The sequence below is a fragment of the Bacillus sp. FCW2 genome, assembly GCF_021228595.1.
In the GTDB taxonomy this organism is placed as follows: domain Bacteria; phylum Bacillota; class Bacilli; order Bacillales; family Bacillaceae; genus Bacillus; species Bacillus velezensis.
Genome location: NZ_CP089436.1, coordinates 582,843 through 601,377, shown reverse-complemented (window position 1 = coordinate 601,377; position 18,535 = coordinate 582,843). Strand labels below are relative to the sequence as shown.

Genomic DNA, 18,535 nt, shown 5'->3' with positions numbered 1-18,535 from the left:
AACAGTCTTATCATGCTCTGCAATTCTAAAATTAATCATTCAGAAATTCACATAGCGCTTAAGCAGATAATGACGTTTAAACTGTACTAATAAAAAAAGATTTTTTATTAGTACAATATGATCAACAACCATAGTTTACAGTAATTAAACAAAGCCGTCAATCATTTATAACCTCATTTTGAAACCGCTTATAAAACTTAAGATCATATTGCGCCAAACTGTACTATAAAAGACTTTAAACTGTATTATAAAAATGCTCTACTGTACTATAATTAAAAAAAATTACAAAGAGTAAATTAAGTTATTTAACTTAGGGGCGGGCTTTGAAAAGATGCCGCGGGATAAAAACGGGCAGTTAGCAATCGTCCCGCCTGCCGAACAGACGGGACGATGCTTTTGTCTAATTATTCAATACCCGCCCACACGATATTCAGCGGCGTCAGCACGGCATGAGGATGAAACTCGGAAATCGGAGTGAAAAATACATACGTAAAATCTTCGGCTGGATCAGAAAACATGCCGCACCAACCCATTCCAAGATGTGAGAAGGTGCCTTCTGTCATGAAATAATGGTCACCGGCCGGCCACAAATTAACGCCTAAACCAAAGCCGCCTTCCTCTCTGGGCGCTCCGAAGAAGTAAAAAGGAAGACCGGGCTTTATTTGATTTCTCAGCATGGCCTCGACTGTTTTTCTTCCAAGCAGCTTCTTATCTTTCAATCTGCCTTTATTTCTAAACATTTCAGCCAGCTTCCAAATATCCCGCAACGAAGAGTACAGACCGCTTGTCGCTTTATTCGGAAAATACGGGTGATGACTTTTTTCCAGCTGTACGCACTCGTGTTCATTGATCACACAAACTTCTTCTTTTAAAGCATCAGGCACATAAAAATACGTTCTTTCTAATCCGAGCGCTTCAATAATATGCTTTGTTACATACTGTTCGTAGGATACGCCTGTTACTTTTGAAATAATGATGCCAAGTATAACAAAACCGGTTCTGGAATAGTTCCATGCTTCATCCACTCCGTACTCCAAAGGCGTACTGACCAGATAGTTTATCCATTCTTCCTCATTCGTTAAGTCAATGCCTTCAGCCTTTTGAATATCCAGCTCAAAACTTAGTCCCGCCGTATGAGTCAAAAGGTGCAAAATTTTAATTTCTCCGAAACCCGGTTTATCAAACGCAGGCAAAATGAGCTTGACCGGCATTTTCAGATCGAGTAAACCTTTTTCGACGAGCTGCATGACGGCTACAGCGGTAAACACTTTTGTCAAAGAACCGATTTCTCTGATTGTATCAAGCTGAAATGTTTGCTTTTCGTTTTGTCCGCCGGTAAATTCCCCTAACGACTCAGCTGCAAAAACCTCACCTCCTCTTGACATCATATAACTCGCACATTGCAGATCTCCATTGTCTATCATCGTCTGATAATGGCTGTTAAGAGCGTTAATTTGTTTCATATCAAATGCCGGATTGCTTATTGTTTGTTTCATTGTTTTCTCCCCCTGTACTGTATGTATCGTTTTCATCCTTTACTTACCGATTTCTTGATGAATTCTGACACCGCTTTATTAAATTCTTCCGGATGTGTGATGTTCGGAAGATGCCCCGCTCCCTTAATTTTCTTTAATTCTGCATTGCTCAGCAGTTTCTGCAGCCTTTTTGTTTCTTTCTGATCAACTACGCTTTCCTTCTCACCCGTAAGGATAAGCGTTCTTGTATGAATGTCTTTTAAAAAGCCGATCGTAGAATAGCCTTCTTGTTGATGTATCTTCATAAAACGTTCAATAGAAGCATTTAAAAATTGATTACTGTATAAACTTTCATATTCATGCGATTTTCCTATAGCTATAAAATCATTTTTCAGTTTTTCCTCGACACTGCTTTCAGGGTCTTCTTCGTATTCGGTGTAACTTCCGGAAAGAATGAGTGTTTTTACTTTTTCAGGGTATTCATAGGCTATCCTCTGCCCTATCATGCCTCCCCAAGAAGCTGCAGCAATGTGGATCGGCCACGCAACCCCTATCTCGTTCAGCACTTCGATAAAAGTCTGAGCCAGCCCGCTCAGTGTAAAATCGGCGCTCCCCTCACTCAGCCCGTAACCCGGTGTGTGTATGACAATTACATTAAATTGATCTGCCCACTCTTTCATTTGTTCTTTCCACATGTAAGCAGTGGTAGCAAAACCGCAAATCAGTAAAATTGTTTCGCCCTTACCGCTCATCAATATCTCCATATGCCGGGCATTTTCTGTGTTTGCCAGAAAATGAACGGTTTCCGTTTCTTCTGTCTGGTAAAAAGCGATGAGTTTTTTTGCGGCATCGCTTTGATTGTGCTGAAGGGCTCCTTTCTTCAGTCTGCTCCAATAATGCAAATAATCGTCGAGATGACGATTGGAAGCCGTGCCGAGTATCCGGAAAGGACTTTCAGCTTCCGTAACGATTGACGAAGCATCAAAATCGGCTGCAATCGCTGAATCTCTTACCAGAGGCGGTGCTGAACGGGCGGATAACGGCTTGAAATCGTTTTGTATTTTTTCTTTTTCTCCGTATAACACGATCAGCTGGTGGCCTTGGCCGAGAAGCGAGTGTTCAAAAGCTTTGATTCCGGCAGTATTTTCTAATGGGTGAAGTCCGTACTCCCTTTTCATAATATCTTGGATGCCGGGATCAACTGACATGCCTCCGTCTTTCCAGAAAGGCCAATTTACAGCGATGGTTTTTCCTGATCTTCCCCCCGCCTTTCTCATACATTCCCTCCACTCGGCAAAATGCTCCAGAAAACGATTGGCGTAGGCATAATCGGCTTGACCCAGACTTCCGATTTCTGAGGAGATGGAAGAAAACAAAACAAAAAAGTCTAAAGGCATATCTCTGAGCGCTTCATCCAAATGAATCACACCATTGACCTTTGATTGCAGCACCGCTTGAGCTTCCGCGTCTGTTTTGTTCATAATGAGAGAGTCTTTTAACACGCCTGCACTGTAAATGACCCCGTTGATTTCGGAATAATCAGCACGAATTTTTTCCGCTAACTTGATGACCTGCTGCTTATCTGACATGTCAGCCTGGATATAAGAAATGCTTGCCCCGTCATATCGGATGCTGTCTAATTTTTCTTCCATGTCTGCTGTCATTTTCGATCGCCCGGCAATGATAACGCTGGCTCCGTGATTTGCATAAAGAAACGCTGAAATAATCCAGCCGATGCCGCTTAACCCTCCGATGATGAGATACACCCCGTTTTTTGCAAACTTTGCGGCCTTTTGTCCTGTTTGCAGCGAAGCGTCTCTATATGCTGTCACCCACCTTTTTTGATCGCCGTCATATTTCACAGCCTGATGATGTCCGGCACTTAATTCATTGAGAAGCAAAGGTGCTTTTTCAATGGTTTGTCTTGGAGAAATCTCAACCGTTTTACACTTTATATTCGGCTGCTCCGCATTCAGCGTTTTAAAAAAGCCTCCAATCGCGGCGTAAACCGGATTTGTATATTGATCCTTGTCATGTACGTACAGAATGTTGATGTTTTCTTTTGTTTTTTGACGGATCAAAGCTTTACTTAAATAAAGGATTGAATAAAAGCTGTGAGTCAGGTCTAACGCCGCTTCAGTATAAGCTTTTTTTGACAGGTAATGAATGATTGACGCCGGAAACGCTCCGGACTTTTTAAGATCATCTAACAGTCTGGTGTAATGAGCAGACTGCTCCGGGTTAAATTTATAATGCTTTTCATTTACCATTTCATATTCAGCGGCGGCTTCCGCATAAATAACATTTTCACTGCCGGTGTAGTTGCGGATTTCATCACTCAATGAACTGTCGAAATCGAAAATCAAAATATTTTCCTTAGACACTTCTCCGGACTTTAATGGCGACTCAATCCATTCTTTTTGTAAATACAAAGATTCAAGCATCGGCTTTTCAGACGGCTCTTTCGTTTGCGTTTTTTCTTTAAAAGCTGCAGCCGGTGTATTACGCACATCATATTTTTCTTCTAAATAAGCCGCTAAATCATGAATATTGTTATAATCAAAAAGCAATGTCGGATACAATTGTGTATCCAATCTTTCCTCGAGCATTTTCGATATATGCAGCAGCTGTTTTGAGTCAAGACCCAGTTCGTAAAAAGATTGGTGTTTGTCCGCTTTATTTGGCGGTGTGTTTGTAACCTCTCCAATAATGGATGACAGCTCATCTGTTAATGTTTTTTGACTGTCTTGGTGCAAAACTGTATCAGAGATAGAGTCTGTAATGTCAGCTCCGTATTTCTCCTGCAGATATTCCGTCAATTCACCGATTGTGGAGTAATCAAATAATAAAGTCGGGTACAGCTTTGTATCTAACATCAGTTCTAATTTTTTGGACAAGTCTAATAATTGTTTAGAATCCAAGCCCATCTCGTAAAAGGAAATATCATTCTTCACTGTTTCAGCAGGTTTTTCAATCATGCCGGCTATCTCTTGGATCAAATTATTTCTGATCATTTCTTTATTGTTCATTGCGCTGCCGACTTCTTTAGCTTTTTGGGAATGCTCCAGCCTTTGTATTGATTTTTCATTTCTGACTCTTTTCACACCGAATCGCTCATAATAAAAAGCAAGCTCTCCATCAGGCCTGTATACTTCTATGTCCGCATATAAAATGTCTTTAGAAGGCGGCTGCGTTATACTGTTTTTATCAATATACACAAAACAAGACCCAGTTGTTTTATGCAGTGCCCGGAATGTCTCAATATATATAGGGATAAACGCATTTGTTCCTTCATCCGGCAAGTCTGATGTAAGGATTCCCAACAAGCTGAGAGACCCATCCAAAAATGCGGGATGCATGTAAAAGTCATCTGTATATTCTTTTGAAAGTCCGCTTAAACTGACCTCTCCCAGAATATAATTTTCACCTTCAAATACCGTACCTTCCAATTTCATAAAATCTTTATGAATCAGCCCGCCCCTGCGCAAATTACGATAGGCGGATTCAGCATCCGAAATCCGGACGGCTCCTTTCTTTAATTCTTCGATTGAAATTGTCTTTTCGTTTATCGCATTTTTTCTTATAATTTCCGCCTGCAAGTTGACTGACGCTTCACCTTCCGCCTTTTCAGCGACCCATTTCCTGCTTGTTGTTTCAACAAGCCAGCCGTTTTCTTGTTCCGTAAACTGGAAGCTGACTTTTTTATCAAAATGGACTGACGTCGCAACAGGTTCACGGAATAAAACATGTTTGATTTCAAAACTTCGGGGGGATATCCCTTTCTCAGCTAAAAATCGGGTTATTAAATCCAGATACGTTACGCCGGGTATCGTACGCACTTGATGAAGGACATGGTCTGAAACAATATAATCGTCATGTTTGACTAATACGCTGAACCTCATGCAACTCGACAACCTTTCTTCTTTTACAAAGTAAAGAAACAGAGCAGGTGCTACTCTGTTTCATCAATAATTTCAAGAAGCCGTTTTTTATTCTGTTTGATTTGTTTTTTCCGATTTGAATCCGGCCAGTACTCTTTTCTGACAAACTCGGCAGGCGGCAGCGGAGTTCTGACGGAATGATATGAATCATCCAGGCCGCTTACCAAAAGGTGGGCGTTTGTTCCGCCAAAACCGAAAGCGCTGATGCCCGCCCTCCGTTTTCCATCCTTCCAGCTTCTCAGCTCTGTATTCGGATAAAAAGGCGACTTTTCAAATTCAAAGCGGGGATTTGGCGTTTCACAATTCAATGTAGGCGGAATTTCCTTATGCCATATTGATAAAATCACTTTAATGAAACTTGCCGCTCCGGCAGCGCTTAATAAGTGTCCGATATTGGTTTTTACACTTCCTACTCCGCAAAATTGCGTTTTGTTTGTGTCTCTTCGGAATACTTTTGTCAGAGCCTGTAGCTCAATCGGATCTCCAATCATCGTGCCTGTGCCGTGAGTTTCGACGTAGCTGACTGATCCGGGAGTGATATCGGCTTTTTCAAATGCATCTTGAATAACCTGCTCTTGAAGCTTAGGATTCGGGGTCGTAATTCCCATTGTCGCACCGTCGTTATTAATAGCTGATGCTTCAATGATACCGTATATCCGATCTCCGTCCGCTTTCGCTTTCTCGAGCGGTTTTAACAGAACAGCGCCAAAACCCTCTCCGGGTACAAAGCCGTTTGCCCTTTCATCAAAAGTAAAACACTGACCGTCCGGCGAAAGAGCTCCTCCTTCTGTTAACATCAGGTAAGGAATTTCATCCAAAAGCAGATCCGCCCCTCCTGCCAGCGCCATCTCTGAATCACCGTTTTTTATGCTTTGGCAGGCTAAATGAATGCTGACTAATGAAGAAGAACAAGCGGTATCAGAAACCATGCTTGGACCGTGAAAATTAAAGAAATGCGACACGTGTGAAGCAATAAAGTTTTGACTAAGCCCGACGATGTGGCTGCTGCTTTCTTTCGGCAGTTTGTGACCGTAGCCACCCATTCTGGAACCGACAAATACGCCGACTTTTTTTCCCGATAATTCTGTTTCTTCATAACCGGCATCCCGTACAGTCTGTACACTCGTTTCTAAGAAATGTCTTATCAGCGGGTCCGTTTGGATGGCTTTCTCCTCTTCCATGCGGAAATACTCCGGATCGAAGCTGCCGATTCCATTGATAAATCCTCCCCATTTGCTGATGCTTTTTCCCTTTTGCTGCACCGGAGAGTAATTTTCTTCTATATTCCACCGGGAATCAGGTACTTCTTTAATATGATTCTTCCCTTTTTTCAGATTGTCCCAAAATTCCTCTTTATCAGCCGCTCCAGGGAACTTACATCCGATTCCGATAACAGCTATCTTTGCAGAGGAAGCCGTCTGCGGTTCTGTATTTCGGCTCGTCACAGACTGCATATCATGCTGATTGCTGCTTTGAGAATCAGTCTGTTCGATTTGTTTTTTCAACGGCGGCGCCGTCTTACCGATATATTCCGCAAGACCATGAATCGTGTTGTGTTCAAGAAGCACAGTAGGGTCAATTTTTTTCTGAATCATTGCTTCTATACGATGTATAATGCTGACAAGTAGTATAGAATCCACACCGTATTCCTGAAAATCCGTATTTGGGTTAAGCTTTTCAAGGGGAATGCTCAATTCCTCGGCAAATACGGCAGAAAGTTCACTGACAAGCCCTTCTGAATGATCAAAAGTGTCGGGAGTCTCCTGTCTTCGCACTGGAAATGAAGCCTTGCCGGTTTTATTGATATTCAGGAGACTGTCTGCATGAAACACTGTTCCTTTTTTCACGATAGGAATGATATTGGCCGATTTTTTCTCCAGTGCATGATACAAAACCGCCAGTCCTTCCCGTGTGGAAAGAGAGTCCAATCCCAATTCATCATATAAAGGACTCGTCACAGTACCCATTCCGACTTCTTTCCAGCTCGGCCAATTGATGGACGTGAAATACGTTCTCCCCTTTTGAAAATGATAAGCCGCGAAATAGTCCATATATGCGTTTGCAGACGCGTAATCAGTCATTCCTTTCGACAGTTTGGGTGACTGTGCAGCAATTGATGAAAATAGAATAAAGAAATCCAGCGGCCTATTATTAAAAATCCGCTCCAAATTCTGAAGTCCAGTGACTTTCGGGCCGTACACCGTCTTAAATTCACTCATTCTTTTATGAATAAAGGCCGGATTTCCGCCGCTGTGCAGTCCGGCACAGTGTATGACACCGCTTATATCTTTAAATTCAATGCTTACTTGGTGAAAGAATGAACGCAGCCTCTCTTCATTTGTGAGAGAACCGCTGTAATACAGATAGTTGACACCTTTCTCTTCAAAACTTTGAAACAGTTTGATATTGCTGACTGTCTTTTCGTCCTGTCTGCCCTCTTTCAGCAAATGATCCCATTCACTTCGCAAAGGTAATGGACGCGTCCCCGTCAGCACGAGTTTTTTCACTCCCCGTTTCACCAAATCTTCAGCTATTGCTCTGCCAATACCCCCTGTCCCGCCGGTAATCACGATGGCTTTATCCGCAGGAAATGAAACAGGCCCGCCGGTATGGATTCTTTCTTCTTCAAAATACGGAACATATCTGACGCCGCTGCGGTAGCATACTTCATTCTCTCCGGTACATTGCGCCCTTTCATTCTCAAAGATTTGTTTCAGCTCATGCGTTTCTTTCATGCTGTCTATATCTATTGTTTTCACATGAACAAAGCCGTATTCCGCAGAAAGGGCTTTCAGAAAAGCCGCTGATTCCGCCCCCGTCAGCTTTGGTTTTTCCGCTTTAAATACCTGCAAGCCATTGGTGATTTGTAAAATGGATAATGGTGTTTCCTTTTTACTCCGCTTAATTATTTCTTGTATAAATAAGAATTTACCATATGGGATGCCGTTCTGATTGTCACTCTGGTTTCCGACATCTGAGAAATCAAATATATTTTCGACCTGCCGCTCACCGCCCGAGAAGATCTCACGGATAACGTCGTATGCGTGGTTTTCATCTAATAAAGAACACTCAAACATTTGATCAGAGTGTTTTATAAATGAAGAGTGATGTTTTATGACAATCAGATTCTCCTGATCTATATCCGAACAAATGGTGCGGGCAATTGATTCTGTGTCTTGATTTACAAATGCTACTGTCAGTCCGTACTCTTTTGTTTCGGATGGATTTACAAAAGGATTCTCCCTCCATTTTTTTTGCAAATGATGTTGAAAAGAATGCTGAGGGATCTCTGCCTTCTCAGTCCTGGACGGAACCCAATAACGTTCTTTCGCAAACGGATAAGTCGGAATTGAGATCCGTTTACCCGGCTGCTGTAAATGTTGATGAACAGATTTCCAGTCGATATCCGCCCCCCAAACCCATAATTGAGCCAGCTTTTCCTCTTCACCGTTCTCAATAATGGTCTTTACAAACAATTCACCTGCTCTGCCTTCCGTTAACGCCTTCATTTTTTCAGCAAATGCATCTGCTGATTGCTGATTAACATATACGCCTGGAACTTGCTTGTCACCGCGGCAAAACTCAAATAATTTATCTTTCATTTCTTTAAGAGAGGTACCGGTAATCGCCGCTCTGGCCTCCATCGCTTCTCTGCCCGATTGTGTAGTGTATGCCAGATCCCGTAAAACAACGCTTTCCGATTGGCCGGCTTCCATCACTTCATTCGGGAACATGTTTCTTATCGCTCCGGCATATTCCTTCAATAAGTATTCAGTAACCGCTTGAATGGAGGCGCAATCAGTTAATTCATACATCGTGAGTTCAATATGAAACATTTCGTTAATAAAATCCGCCATCCGGCTTAATTCCAAAGGCCCTACGCCAAATTCACTCAGGTGATCAGCAATATTAATTTCTTCCGGATGGATATGAAGCAATTCCGAAACAAACGGTTTGAGTACTTCATACACCTTTTCTTTCATATCAGGCTGTTTATCCTTTACTTCAGTACTTAGTGAACGTTGAATAAAATCTTTCATGTTTTCGGCATACTCAAGAAGACGTTCATTGTCTTTGGCAGATAACAGGACAATATGCGGTTCGTTCTCAACATGTTCTGTTGAGACGTTTGTTTCTTCATATTCTTCTATAATGATATGAACATTCGTTCCTCCCGCTCCGAATGAGCTGATCCCCGCTCTTCTCGGAACAGTTACTGTTTTTCCGTTTTCCTGCAGTTTCGGTTTCTTCCAGTCTTGCAATGACCGCTGTACATAAAAGGGAGATGCTTTAAAATCAATATTTGGATTCAACGTCTCCGCATGTATGGAGGGAAACAGTTTTTTCAGTTTCATTTGCAAAAGAACCTTTGTCAAACCGGCAATTCCCGCTGCGGCCTCAAGATGGCCGATATTTGATTTGACAGAACCGATTGAACAATATTGAGTGTGCTCCGTAAATTCCCGAAACGCTTTTGTTAATCCGGTGATCTCAATCGGGTCTCCCAGAGAAGTTCCCGTTCCGTGAGCTTCAATATAACTAATTGTACGAGGGTCAATACAAGCTTTCTGAAGCGCGTCCTGTATCAGTTCAGACTGACCATTCGGATTAGGAACCGTAAAACCGTTTGTTCTCCCTCCGTGATTGACCGCTGTCGCTTTAATCAGCGCATAAATATGATCTCCGTCCCTTACCGCTTCCGCCGCCGGCTTTAAAAGTACGGATCCCACTCCTTCTCCCGGTACATAACCGTCACCGCCCTCGCCGAATGTACGGCACCGGCCATCACTTGCAAAGAAGCGGCTTTGATTTAATAATGTATATTTATTCGGATGAAGCGTAAGATTGACCCCGCCCGCAACAGCAAGGGTGCTTTCTCCTCTTCGTATACTTTCACAGGCTAAGTGAATGGCGTTAAGAGAGGATGAACACATTGTATCAACCGCCATACTCGGCCCCTTAAAGTTAAAGAAATATGATATTCTGTTTGCTATTGCAGAAAATGGAGACCCGACGGCCAGTTCATTTCCTTTAAGTGATTCTTCAACGCCGAAAAATTGATAGCTTCCATATGTGACGCCTGCAAATACTCCGACCTTTTTGCGGGTCAGATCTGAAGGTTTATAACCCGCATCCTCTATGGTATTGTACACTGTCTCTAAAAAGAGGCGTTCCTGAGGATCAAGAAAAGCCGCTTCTTTCGGTGATATCCGGAAAAATAAAGGATCAAACCGGTCTGGATTTTTCAGAAAACCTCCCCACTTATAGCAGCTTCCCTCCAGCATTTCCTTCCGGTCATCAGGAATTTCGCTTACGCAATCCCGTCCATTCATCAGCACATTCTGGAACTCCCTGATGTTTTCCGCACCCGGGTATCTGCCGCTGACACCGATAATCGCTATATCAGCAGAAAGGGGATCGGCCGAAATGTGCTCTTTTGAATCTTCTCCTTCAGAGCGTACCGGCGCTTTTGTTTCCACTGGTTTTCTTTTTTGCTTTTTTTGATATGAAACAAGTTCAGATGTGCCGGCCGGGTTCAGCAGTTTCATCATTCGTTCGCTGTGATGACTCAGGAAATATTCGGCTAACTGCGATATTGAATGATATTCAAAAAATAATGTTTTCGACAATCTGCCGATACTTTGCTCCAGCTTTTTGGTCAGACGCATGATCATCACTGAATCAATGCCGTATTTCTCCAGATATTGTTTTTCATCTATGAGTGAGGCCGGTAATTTCAATTCCTCTGACATTATATTTTTCAGATAACTGATTATATTTTGTCTTAATTCATCGTTTTGCAAATCGGCATCTTCCTGCTGCTCTGAATGAAAGCTGATTGTGCCGGCACGCTTCAGCACATCCTCAATCTTTTCTTTACGGCCTTTCAGGGCAATCAGCTGTTCAGATGATTGACACAAGCTGTTCTCCAGAGCCTGTATTCCGTCACTGTCATCTAACGGGTCAAGACCGAGTTCCTGTTTCATGTAGGATATTCCTTCATCGTCAATATTCATCCCGCCGGAAGTCCATAGCGGCCAATTGACTGACACTACCCTTTCGGCAGACTCTTTTGCGGTCATAACTGCTGCATACTGATCCAGAAAGGCATTGGCGAAAGCATAGTCACATTGGCCGGCTGACCCGAAGACTGCTGATGTGGATGAAAACAAGACAAGTAATTCAACTTTCATTTTTTTAATTTCTTCCGCCAGCCACAACGTGCCATAAACTTTCGAACCTGTGACTTGATCAATTTCTTCTTTTGTCTTTCTTAAGATAAAAGAGTCACGGAGTACGCCGGCACTGTGAAATACTCCATGTAAGGTGCCGAACTGCTCTTTTGCAAAAGCAAATATCCGTTCAGCATCACTTTGTTTTGAAACATCAGATCGGATATATTCAACTGTTGAACCTGAACTTCTTAAATATTCGATCTTTTTCTCCTGCTCTTCAGTTAAATCAGAGCGCCCCGTTAATATGAGATTCGCTTTCCATTTTTCCGACAGATGTTTTGCCAGAATATAACCGAGACCGCCCAGGCCTCCTGTAATCAGATAATTCCCATGATGTTTCAGCGGCTGAGTTAAATCGAATGAGCCGGCTTTATTATAGCTTTTCGTAAAACGTCTGCCGTTTTCATAGCGCACTTCAAAATGGATATCCCGTTTTTCGTCACACTCTCTCTGATATATGTCCGCTATTGCTGGAAGAGCGGCTCCCGCACCCTCTGATTGCGTGATATTGATAATCTGATAGTGAAAATTGGGGTGTTCTTGGTGAACGGTTTTCACCAATCCGCCGAGCGCATGATGCAGCGGCAGTTGTTCTTTATTCTCTGTTTGAAAAATATGCGTCAGCTTTATTATCTTTTTCCATTTTAGTTCAATCAGCGCCTGTGTAATATACAGAAGAGAAAAAAATCCGTTTTCCAATTGTTTCTGTATATCTCCTTTACTCATGTCAGCCTGAGAATCAGACCACAAGTGAAGAATCTTTTCGGGCAGCTGATAATGATCATGAATGTATCGGAACAGCTTTAGATAATCGTGTTTTTTCACGTGGTTCATACAAATCGTATCATCATGTAAAACAGCAAATTCTTTTCCACGGATGACAAACAAGAGAGTACAGCCCTTAAACAAACCGCTCAATTCTTGTATTTGCCGTTCATTTTCTGCAAAAATCAGGAGCAATCCCGTCAAGGGTACGCTCTTCTTATTCGGAATGAACGATTCTGTCCATTCCGGCTTGTAATAAAAAAGCGGATGGTTCGATGCCCGTGATTTTTGATTCTGAATGGATGTCACACGGGCATAGCCTTCGTCAGCCGACATTTGTCCTGTTTGAATCAGATCAAGAATATCGCTGATTTGTTCACGTTTTCCGTTCATCATTCTTCCCCCATTAATTGTTTCAATACAGCCTTCTGATCAATATCATTGGTTTCCAATTGACGCAGGAGACGAATGAGTTCATCGTCCGTCTGAACAGTGTCTTTTTCATGACCATACCTGAATCTCACATCTCTGCACTCTGCCAGAATGCTTCCGTTTCCATCTGTAAATGTCATATGACACGTTACATCACGGCTGTTCTGCCGGTTCTCTTTTTGAGTATAGACATAAAAATTTTGAGCGAGAGGCTGATAGACATCCGCCGCTCCCATTCCGATCAATTCCGGGAAGGTTTCTCCGCTGACAAAAAACGCACTGGCTTGAATCGCGGACTCAAGCGCTTCAGGAGAGATCGTAAAATTCTCTCTTTTTGCATAAAGCTCATCCGGCAATGAATGAAGCGACAGCATTCCATCACTGTTTTTCGCTGATTCAATGACAAAAGGTGCTTCAGCCGGATGTTCAGTCATTTCTGATTTGACTTCAGCAATATCAAGCGCTTCAGGAAGCATACCGCTTTCAGGCTTAACAATATGCGCATTTCCCCTGGCAAGACGTACTTTATTCTCATTTTTTGTGTTTGCATATATCTCAAATCGCGCAAAGCCGCGCTCAGGCGTCAGCGTAATCATCAGTTCCCGTATATCAGTCATTCCGTTCATGCTTTCGGTCCACAATAAATCAGTCAATGTATGAACTGGTTGTCCAAATGCCTCTGCTGCATTGACGATAGCCATTTCAGCCAAAGATGCATAAGGGAAAAAGGACACGTTTCCTTCAGACAGACTTAGTGCAAACGGATGATTACGGCTGATTTTTTTCGTGAAACTGAACTGATTAAAATCGGACGTGTTACTCCCCAAGAAAGGGTGACCCGGCTTACTCACATCCGCTGAAGCAAGTGCGTCCCCTTTTTCCGCTATCCAATACCGCTGTTTGATCAGCGGTTGTCCCGGAATAGAAATCCTGCGAGCATTCCGATTCACCTCAAAAGTCTCCCAATCTATCTTTCTTCCATTTACCCATTTGGATGCTGCTTCGGCGTAATCTGAACAAACGTGAGGCATTTCATTGTGAACTTCTGATTCGAATGTATGACCGGTATGGCTCAAGCTGCTTTTTTCACCCCTGATATAAGCTGAAAGCTCTTCAGCAATGACCTGCCCGGAATCTGCCACTATCGCCAGCCGTTCTTCCATATGATCGCGTCCCGTCTGAAGTGTATAGGCAATATCCTGAAGACGCAGTTTATGATTGTTATCCTTCGATTCATTTTCTGATAGAAAATCAGCCATAACCTTTGCATATTTTATCAGCCGTTGTTTGTCTTGAGCCGATAAAACAAAGATCACTCGGCCGCTTTGATGATCAAAAGCTTTTGGCGGCTCATACGCTTCCAATATAAGATGCGCGTTTGTCCCTCCTGCCCCAAAAGCGCTTACCCCGGCTCTCAAAGGATGAACAGCATTGCTGTTTTGCGGAATATTCCATTCAGCCGCTTTCCGCTGCACTTGAAAAGGAACCTGATCAAAATCTATAAACGGATTAACAATATCGGAATGCAGAGAAGGAACAAGCTGCTTATTCTTCATTTGGAGAAGCACTTTCGTTACCGCAGCGATTCCTGCCGCAGATTCTAAATGTCCGATATTTGATTTCACCGAACCGATGGCGCAAGGATGGTTCAATTGATAGGAATCTTTCAGTCCTTGAATTTCAATCGGATCGCCTAATGACGTCCCTGTTCCATGCGCTTCAATATAATTGACGGTGTTCGGATCAATGTCAGCTTTACGAAGCGCTTCTGAAATGACCTCCGCCTGCGCATCCGGATTCGGTATGGAATATCCGCTCGTCTTTCCTCCGTGGTTAACGGCGCTTCCCTTAATCACACCGTATATTTGATCTTGATCTTCTATTGCTTTTTTCAATGGTTTTAACAATACGGCTCCGACTCCCTCACCGGGAACATAACCGCTTCCGTCTTTTCCAAAACTCCGGCATCTGCCGTCACTTGATAGAAACTGTCCCATACTGAGGAACTTATATTTATTCGGATGTATTGACAAATTCACTCCGCCGGCTAATGCCATATCGCTCTCTCCGCAATGTATGCTTTGGCATGCGTAATGAATAGAGGTCAGTGATGAAGAGCACATTGTATCCAGAGCCAAACTCGGACCTTTTAAATGAAAATAATAAGACACCCGATTGGCTATTGAAGAATAGACGGAAGCCGGCGAGAAAGCCGCTCCGTTTTCTTCCCCTTCAAATAGTTGATATTGGCCCCACATTGCACCGACAAATACACCGACTTTCATCTTTTCCAGCATGTTTCTCGGGTACCCTGAGTCTTCAAAACAATTTTTGGCCGTTTCTAAAAAGAGCCTTTCCTGGGGATCCATAAGTTCTGCTTCCCTTGGGGAAATATGAAAGAAAAGCGGATCAAATTGATCGGCTCCGCTGATAAAACCTCCCCACTTGCTGTAAGACTTCCCTTTCATATCTCTGTCTTCGCTGAAGAAATCATCCATATTCCAGCGGTCAGGCGGGATTTCTGTAATACAATCTTTTCCGCTCTTTAAATTCTCCCAAAATTGAGATAAGTCTTCAGCCATCGGATACTTCCCGCTTAATCCGATAATGGCAATGTCACCATGCCTTGTATCAGCTTTCTCATTTATTTGGATCTCATGGCTTTCATCCTCTATGAAGGTATCTTGAAGTGCAGATTCTAATTTTTCTTTGTCACCTTCAAACACGATCAGCTGTGATGCGTTCAGAGAGAGTGAATCTTGAAAAGCTTTGATCCCATTGGTTTTACTAAGGGGAACCATACCGATTTTTTGTTTCATCCATTTTTCAGTTTGTTTATCCACTTTCATGCCGCCGTCTTCCCATAGCGGCCAGCCGATGGCTACTGAGACGCCGGAGCGTTCTTTTTTCCGCCTCATTCCTTCACGCCACTCAGCGAAAAGATCAATGAACCGGTTGGCCAATGCGTAATCCGTCTGTCCGATATTCCCGTACATCGAGCTGCTTGATGAAAACATCACAAAGAAGTCCAAAGGTTCGGTTTGCAGCAAGCTGTCCAATAAGACCGTCCCATTTATTTTCGGAGCGATCACTTCCTGAATTTCATCTTTTGATTTTTGAATCAATAAAGCGTCGTGCGTCACACCGGCACTGTGTATCACACCGTTGATTTCTCCGAATTGCCTTTTTATGGTTTTTATGATTCGCTCTGCATCGCGGCTATCTGAAAAATCACCTCTTATATATTGAACCGAAGAACCGCCTGCTTTCATTCGGCTGATTTTGTTCTTTTTGTCTTCCGTAAGTTCAGAACGGCCCGCTAAAATAATATTGGCTTTCGTTTGGGCTGCGATATGTTCTGCAAATATAAGGCCTAAGCCGCCGGCCCCTCCTGTAATCATGTATACTCCGTTTTCTTTAAAGGAGAAACCTGAGTTTTGAGCCGGTTCCGCTTCCCGTAAGGCACGGACCCAGCGCACATTTCTTTCATAATAAAGATCGGTTTCTCCCGGATGCGCTTCCGTAGATTCGACTCTGATGATTTCAGCTGTAAGTTCCGGCAACGATGACTTGTCTGAAACTGATATCCCGATTGTCTTAAGGGCCAGTTTCGGGTTCTCAAGCAAAATAGACTGCCCTGCGCCATGGACTGAAGCATAAAGCGGCTGATCATTTTTATGATCCGCCGGATAAAGGAAAAGCGATACAACCTTTTTTTCCGCCTTGCTGCGCATCAATGCCCGGCTGAAAAAGAATAGCGGGTAAGCCCCCTTAGAAAGCTGTTCACTTATTTTTTCCGGGCCGGCAAATGACCCTTCCGGCCACCCGTAAACCACGGTGTCGGGCATTTGCCCCCTTTTTTTCAGATCAGCTGCAAGCCTGTCAAAGTGAGCTTCCTCCCTGTGATCTATCTCATAAACACCGTCTCCGTGATAGGAGAAACGATTCCCTGATAAAACGAGAATGATCTGTGTATTTTCGAATCCATTTTCAGCATTTTCCCGCATAAAATGAAAAAGCTCTCTGTCATATTGAAACAGCAGGCATGTTCTTTTCTTTTTATTTCCGCAATTCGGGTCCCAAGCGGCAGCCTTTTGTCTCCAATGCGGCGTTAGATAGGTCAGAGCCGTATGATTCTCTCCATGATGAAGAGGGAGGTCTTTGTCAACGGAAGTCTTTTCGCCGCTCTCTGCAAAATAGTTTGCAAGTTTTTGAATCGTCGGATACTCAAACAATAAAGTAGGGTACAGTTCCCTGCCTGTTTTCTCTTCCAATGCCTTTACGGCTTGCATAAGTGTTACGGAATCGAGGCCTTGTTCATAAAAACCTTTTACCACAGAGAGTGTTTCAGGGGCAGTCCCTTTGATATCTGCGATCAGCTGCTGAATGTCTCCTTCTGTTATAAGAGCGGAAAGATTTTCGTTCTTACTTTCTTTCAAGTCAGGCTTTTCAGCCGGTAGATTTCGCGTTAAGAAATAACTGGACATTTTTTGATTTTCTCTAATATACGCGGCGAGTTCCCGGATCGTTTTCTGCTCAAACAGGAGTGTAGGATAGAGCTGTTCCCCTGTTTTGTTTTCAAGTTCTTTGACAATGGCAAGCAAAGAAGCTGAATCCAGGCCCTGTTCATAAAAACCAATGTCTGTCCTTATGTCACGCAGATCTATATTTGAAACCCCGGATATTAATTCTTTAAGGTGTGTCTCGATGCTTTCGCTTCGATTTATGATTGAATCTTTTCTGATCAGGCTGTCTTTTGGCTGAGAAGCCGCTTCAGTTTCCAAACGAGTCTGCTTCAGGTTTTCAATTAAATCTTTTGAGCGAATATGTTTCACAGACAGCCGCGTAAAATAAGCGATCATCTCCCCGTGTGCATCGTACAAACCGTAACTTACTTGGATGACATCCCCTGAATCATGATTTTGGTCTTGCTTCTCTATGTACACATAACACCTGTCTTCCAGGCGCTTCGTCATACGGAAAGATTCAATATGAATGGGAATATACGTTTTCATCCGGCTTGCCGGAGATCCTTGTGTAAAATATTCGGGACATGCCTGATAAAGGATCGATATGATGGTAGACGCATCAAGAAAAGTGGGATGCAATTGAAAATAGCCGGTATATTGATTGGCAATTTGGCTGAGCGTCAACTCTGCAAGTACAGAATGGTCAGACGCATAAACCTTCCCCAAACTCTTCATAAATTCAAAATGCTCTATATCAACCTTTTTTAAATAGTCATAACATATCTCCATATCGGCTTCACGGACGGAGGCATGTTTGATTTCATCAATATTGATTGAACTCATGCTTTCCGGGATTTTCGGCATGAGCCTGCAGTTCATATTCTCATCCCAGCTTTCATCCAGAATGCAGTCATCTTTTACTTTTCTGCTCTTCGCCTGAATTTCCCATCCCTGTTCCAATCCCTGAAAACGGATGCGGATTTCTCTGTCAAAGGTATCCGATGTTGCTACAGGTTCCAAATACAAAATATTCTGACACTCGAGTTCTTCAATAGGCAAACCTTTGCTCAGCGCCATACGGTATATCATATCTAAAAATGTGACACCGGGTATAATCCGGGTGCCATGCACCCGGTGATCCCTGACAATATAGTCCGTATGTTTAATTGTTAATGTGAACTGATAGTTTTGATTACTGGCCACCTGTCTCATTCCTT

General features: G+C 42.9%; 4 protein-coding genes. All 4 read right to left on the bottom strand.

The features are described 5' to 3' along the window. Nucleotides 1–404: 404 nt before the first annotated feature. Genes K3G25_RS03010 through K3G25_RS02995 form a run of 4 tightly spaced genes read right to left on the bottom strand, consistent with a single transcriptional unit; the run spans nt 405 to nt 18,521 of the window. Nucleotides 405–1,496 carry a serine hydrolase domain-containing protein gene (locus K3G25_RS03010; protein ID WP_014417648.1) on the bottom strand — a complete coding sequence of 364 codons (1,092 nt, stop codon included), beginning with the start codon at nt 1,494–1,496 and terminating at the stop codon, nt 405–407. Nucleotides 1,497–1,528: 32 nt separating this feature from the next. Then, entirely contained in the window at nt 1,529–5,377 is a 3,849-nt protein-coding gene (locus K3G25_RS03005; RefSeq protein ID WP_232489582.1) for an alpha/beta fold hydrolase, read from the bottom strand. A gap of 50 nt (nt 5,378–5,427) precedes the next feature. Further along, nucleotides 5,428–12,810 carry an SDR family NAD(P)-dependent oxidoreductase gene (locus K3G25_RS03000; RefSeq protein ID WP_232489732.1) on the bottom strand — a complete coding sequence of 2,461 codons (7,383 nt, stop codon included), beginning with the start codon at nt 12,808–12,810 and terminating at the stop codon, nt 5,428–5,430. Then, on the bottom strand, nt 12,810–18,521 hold the full coding sequence (locus tag K3G25_RS02995; RefSeq protein ID WP_104678969.1) for a type I polyketide synthase: 5,712 nt from the start codon (nt 18,519–18,521) through the stop codon (nt 12,810–12,812). The genes K3G25_RS03000 and K3G25_RS02995 overlap by 1 nt, the downstream gene beginning before the upstream one ends. Between the last annotated feature and the right edge of the window lie 14 nt (nt 18,522–18,535).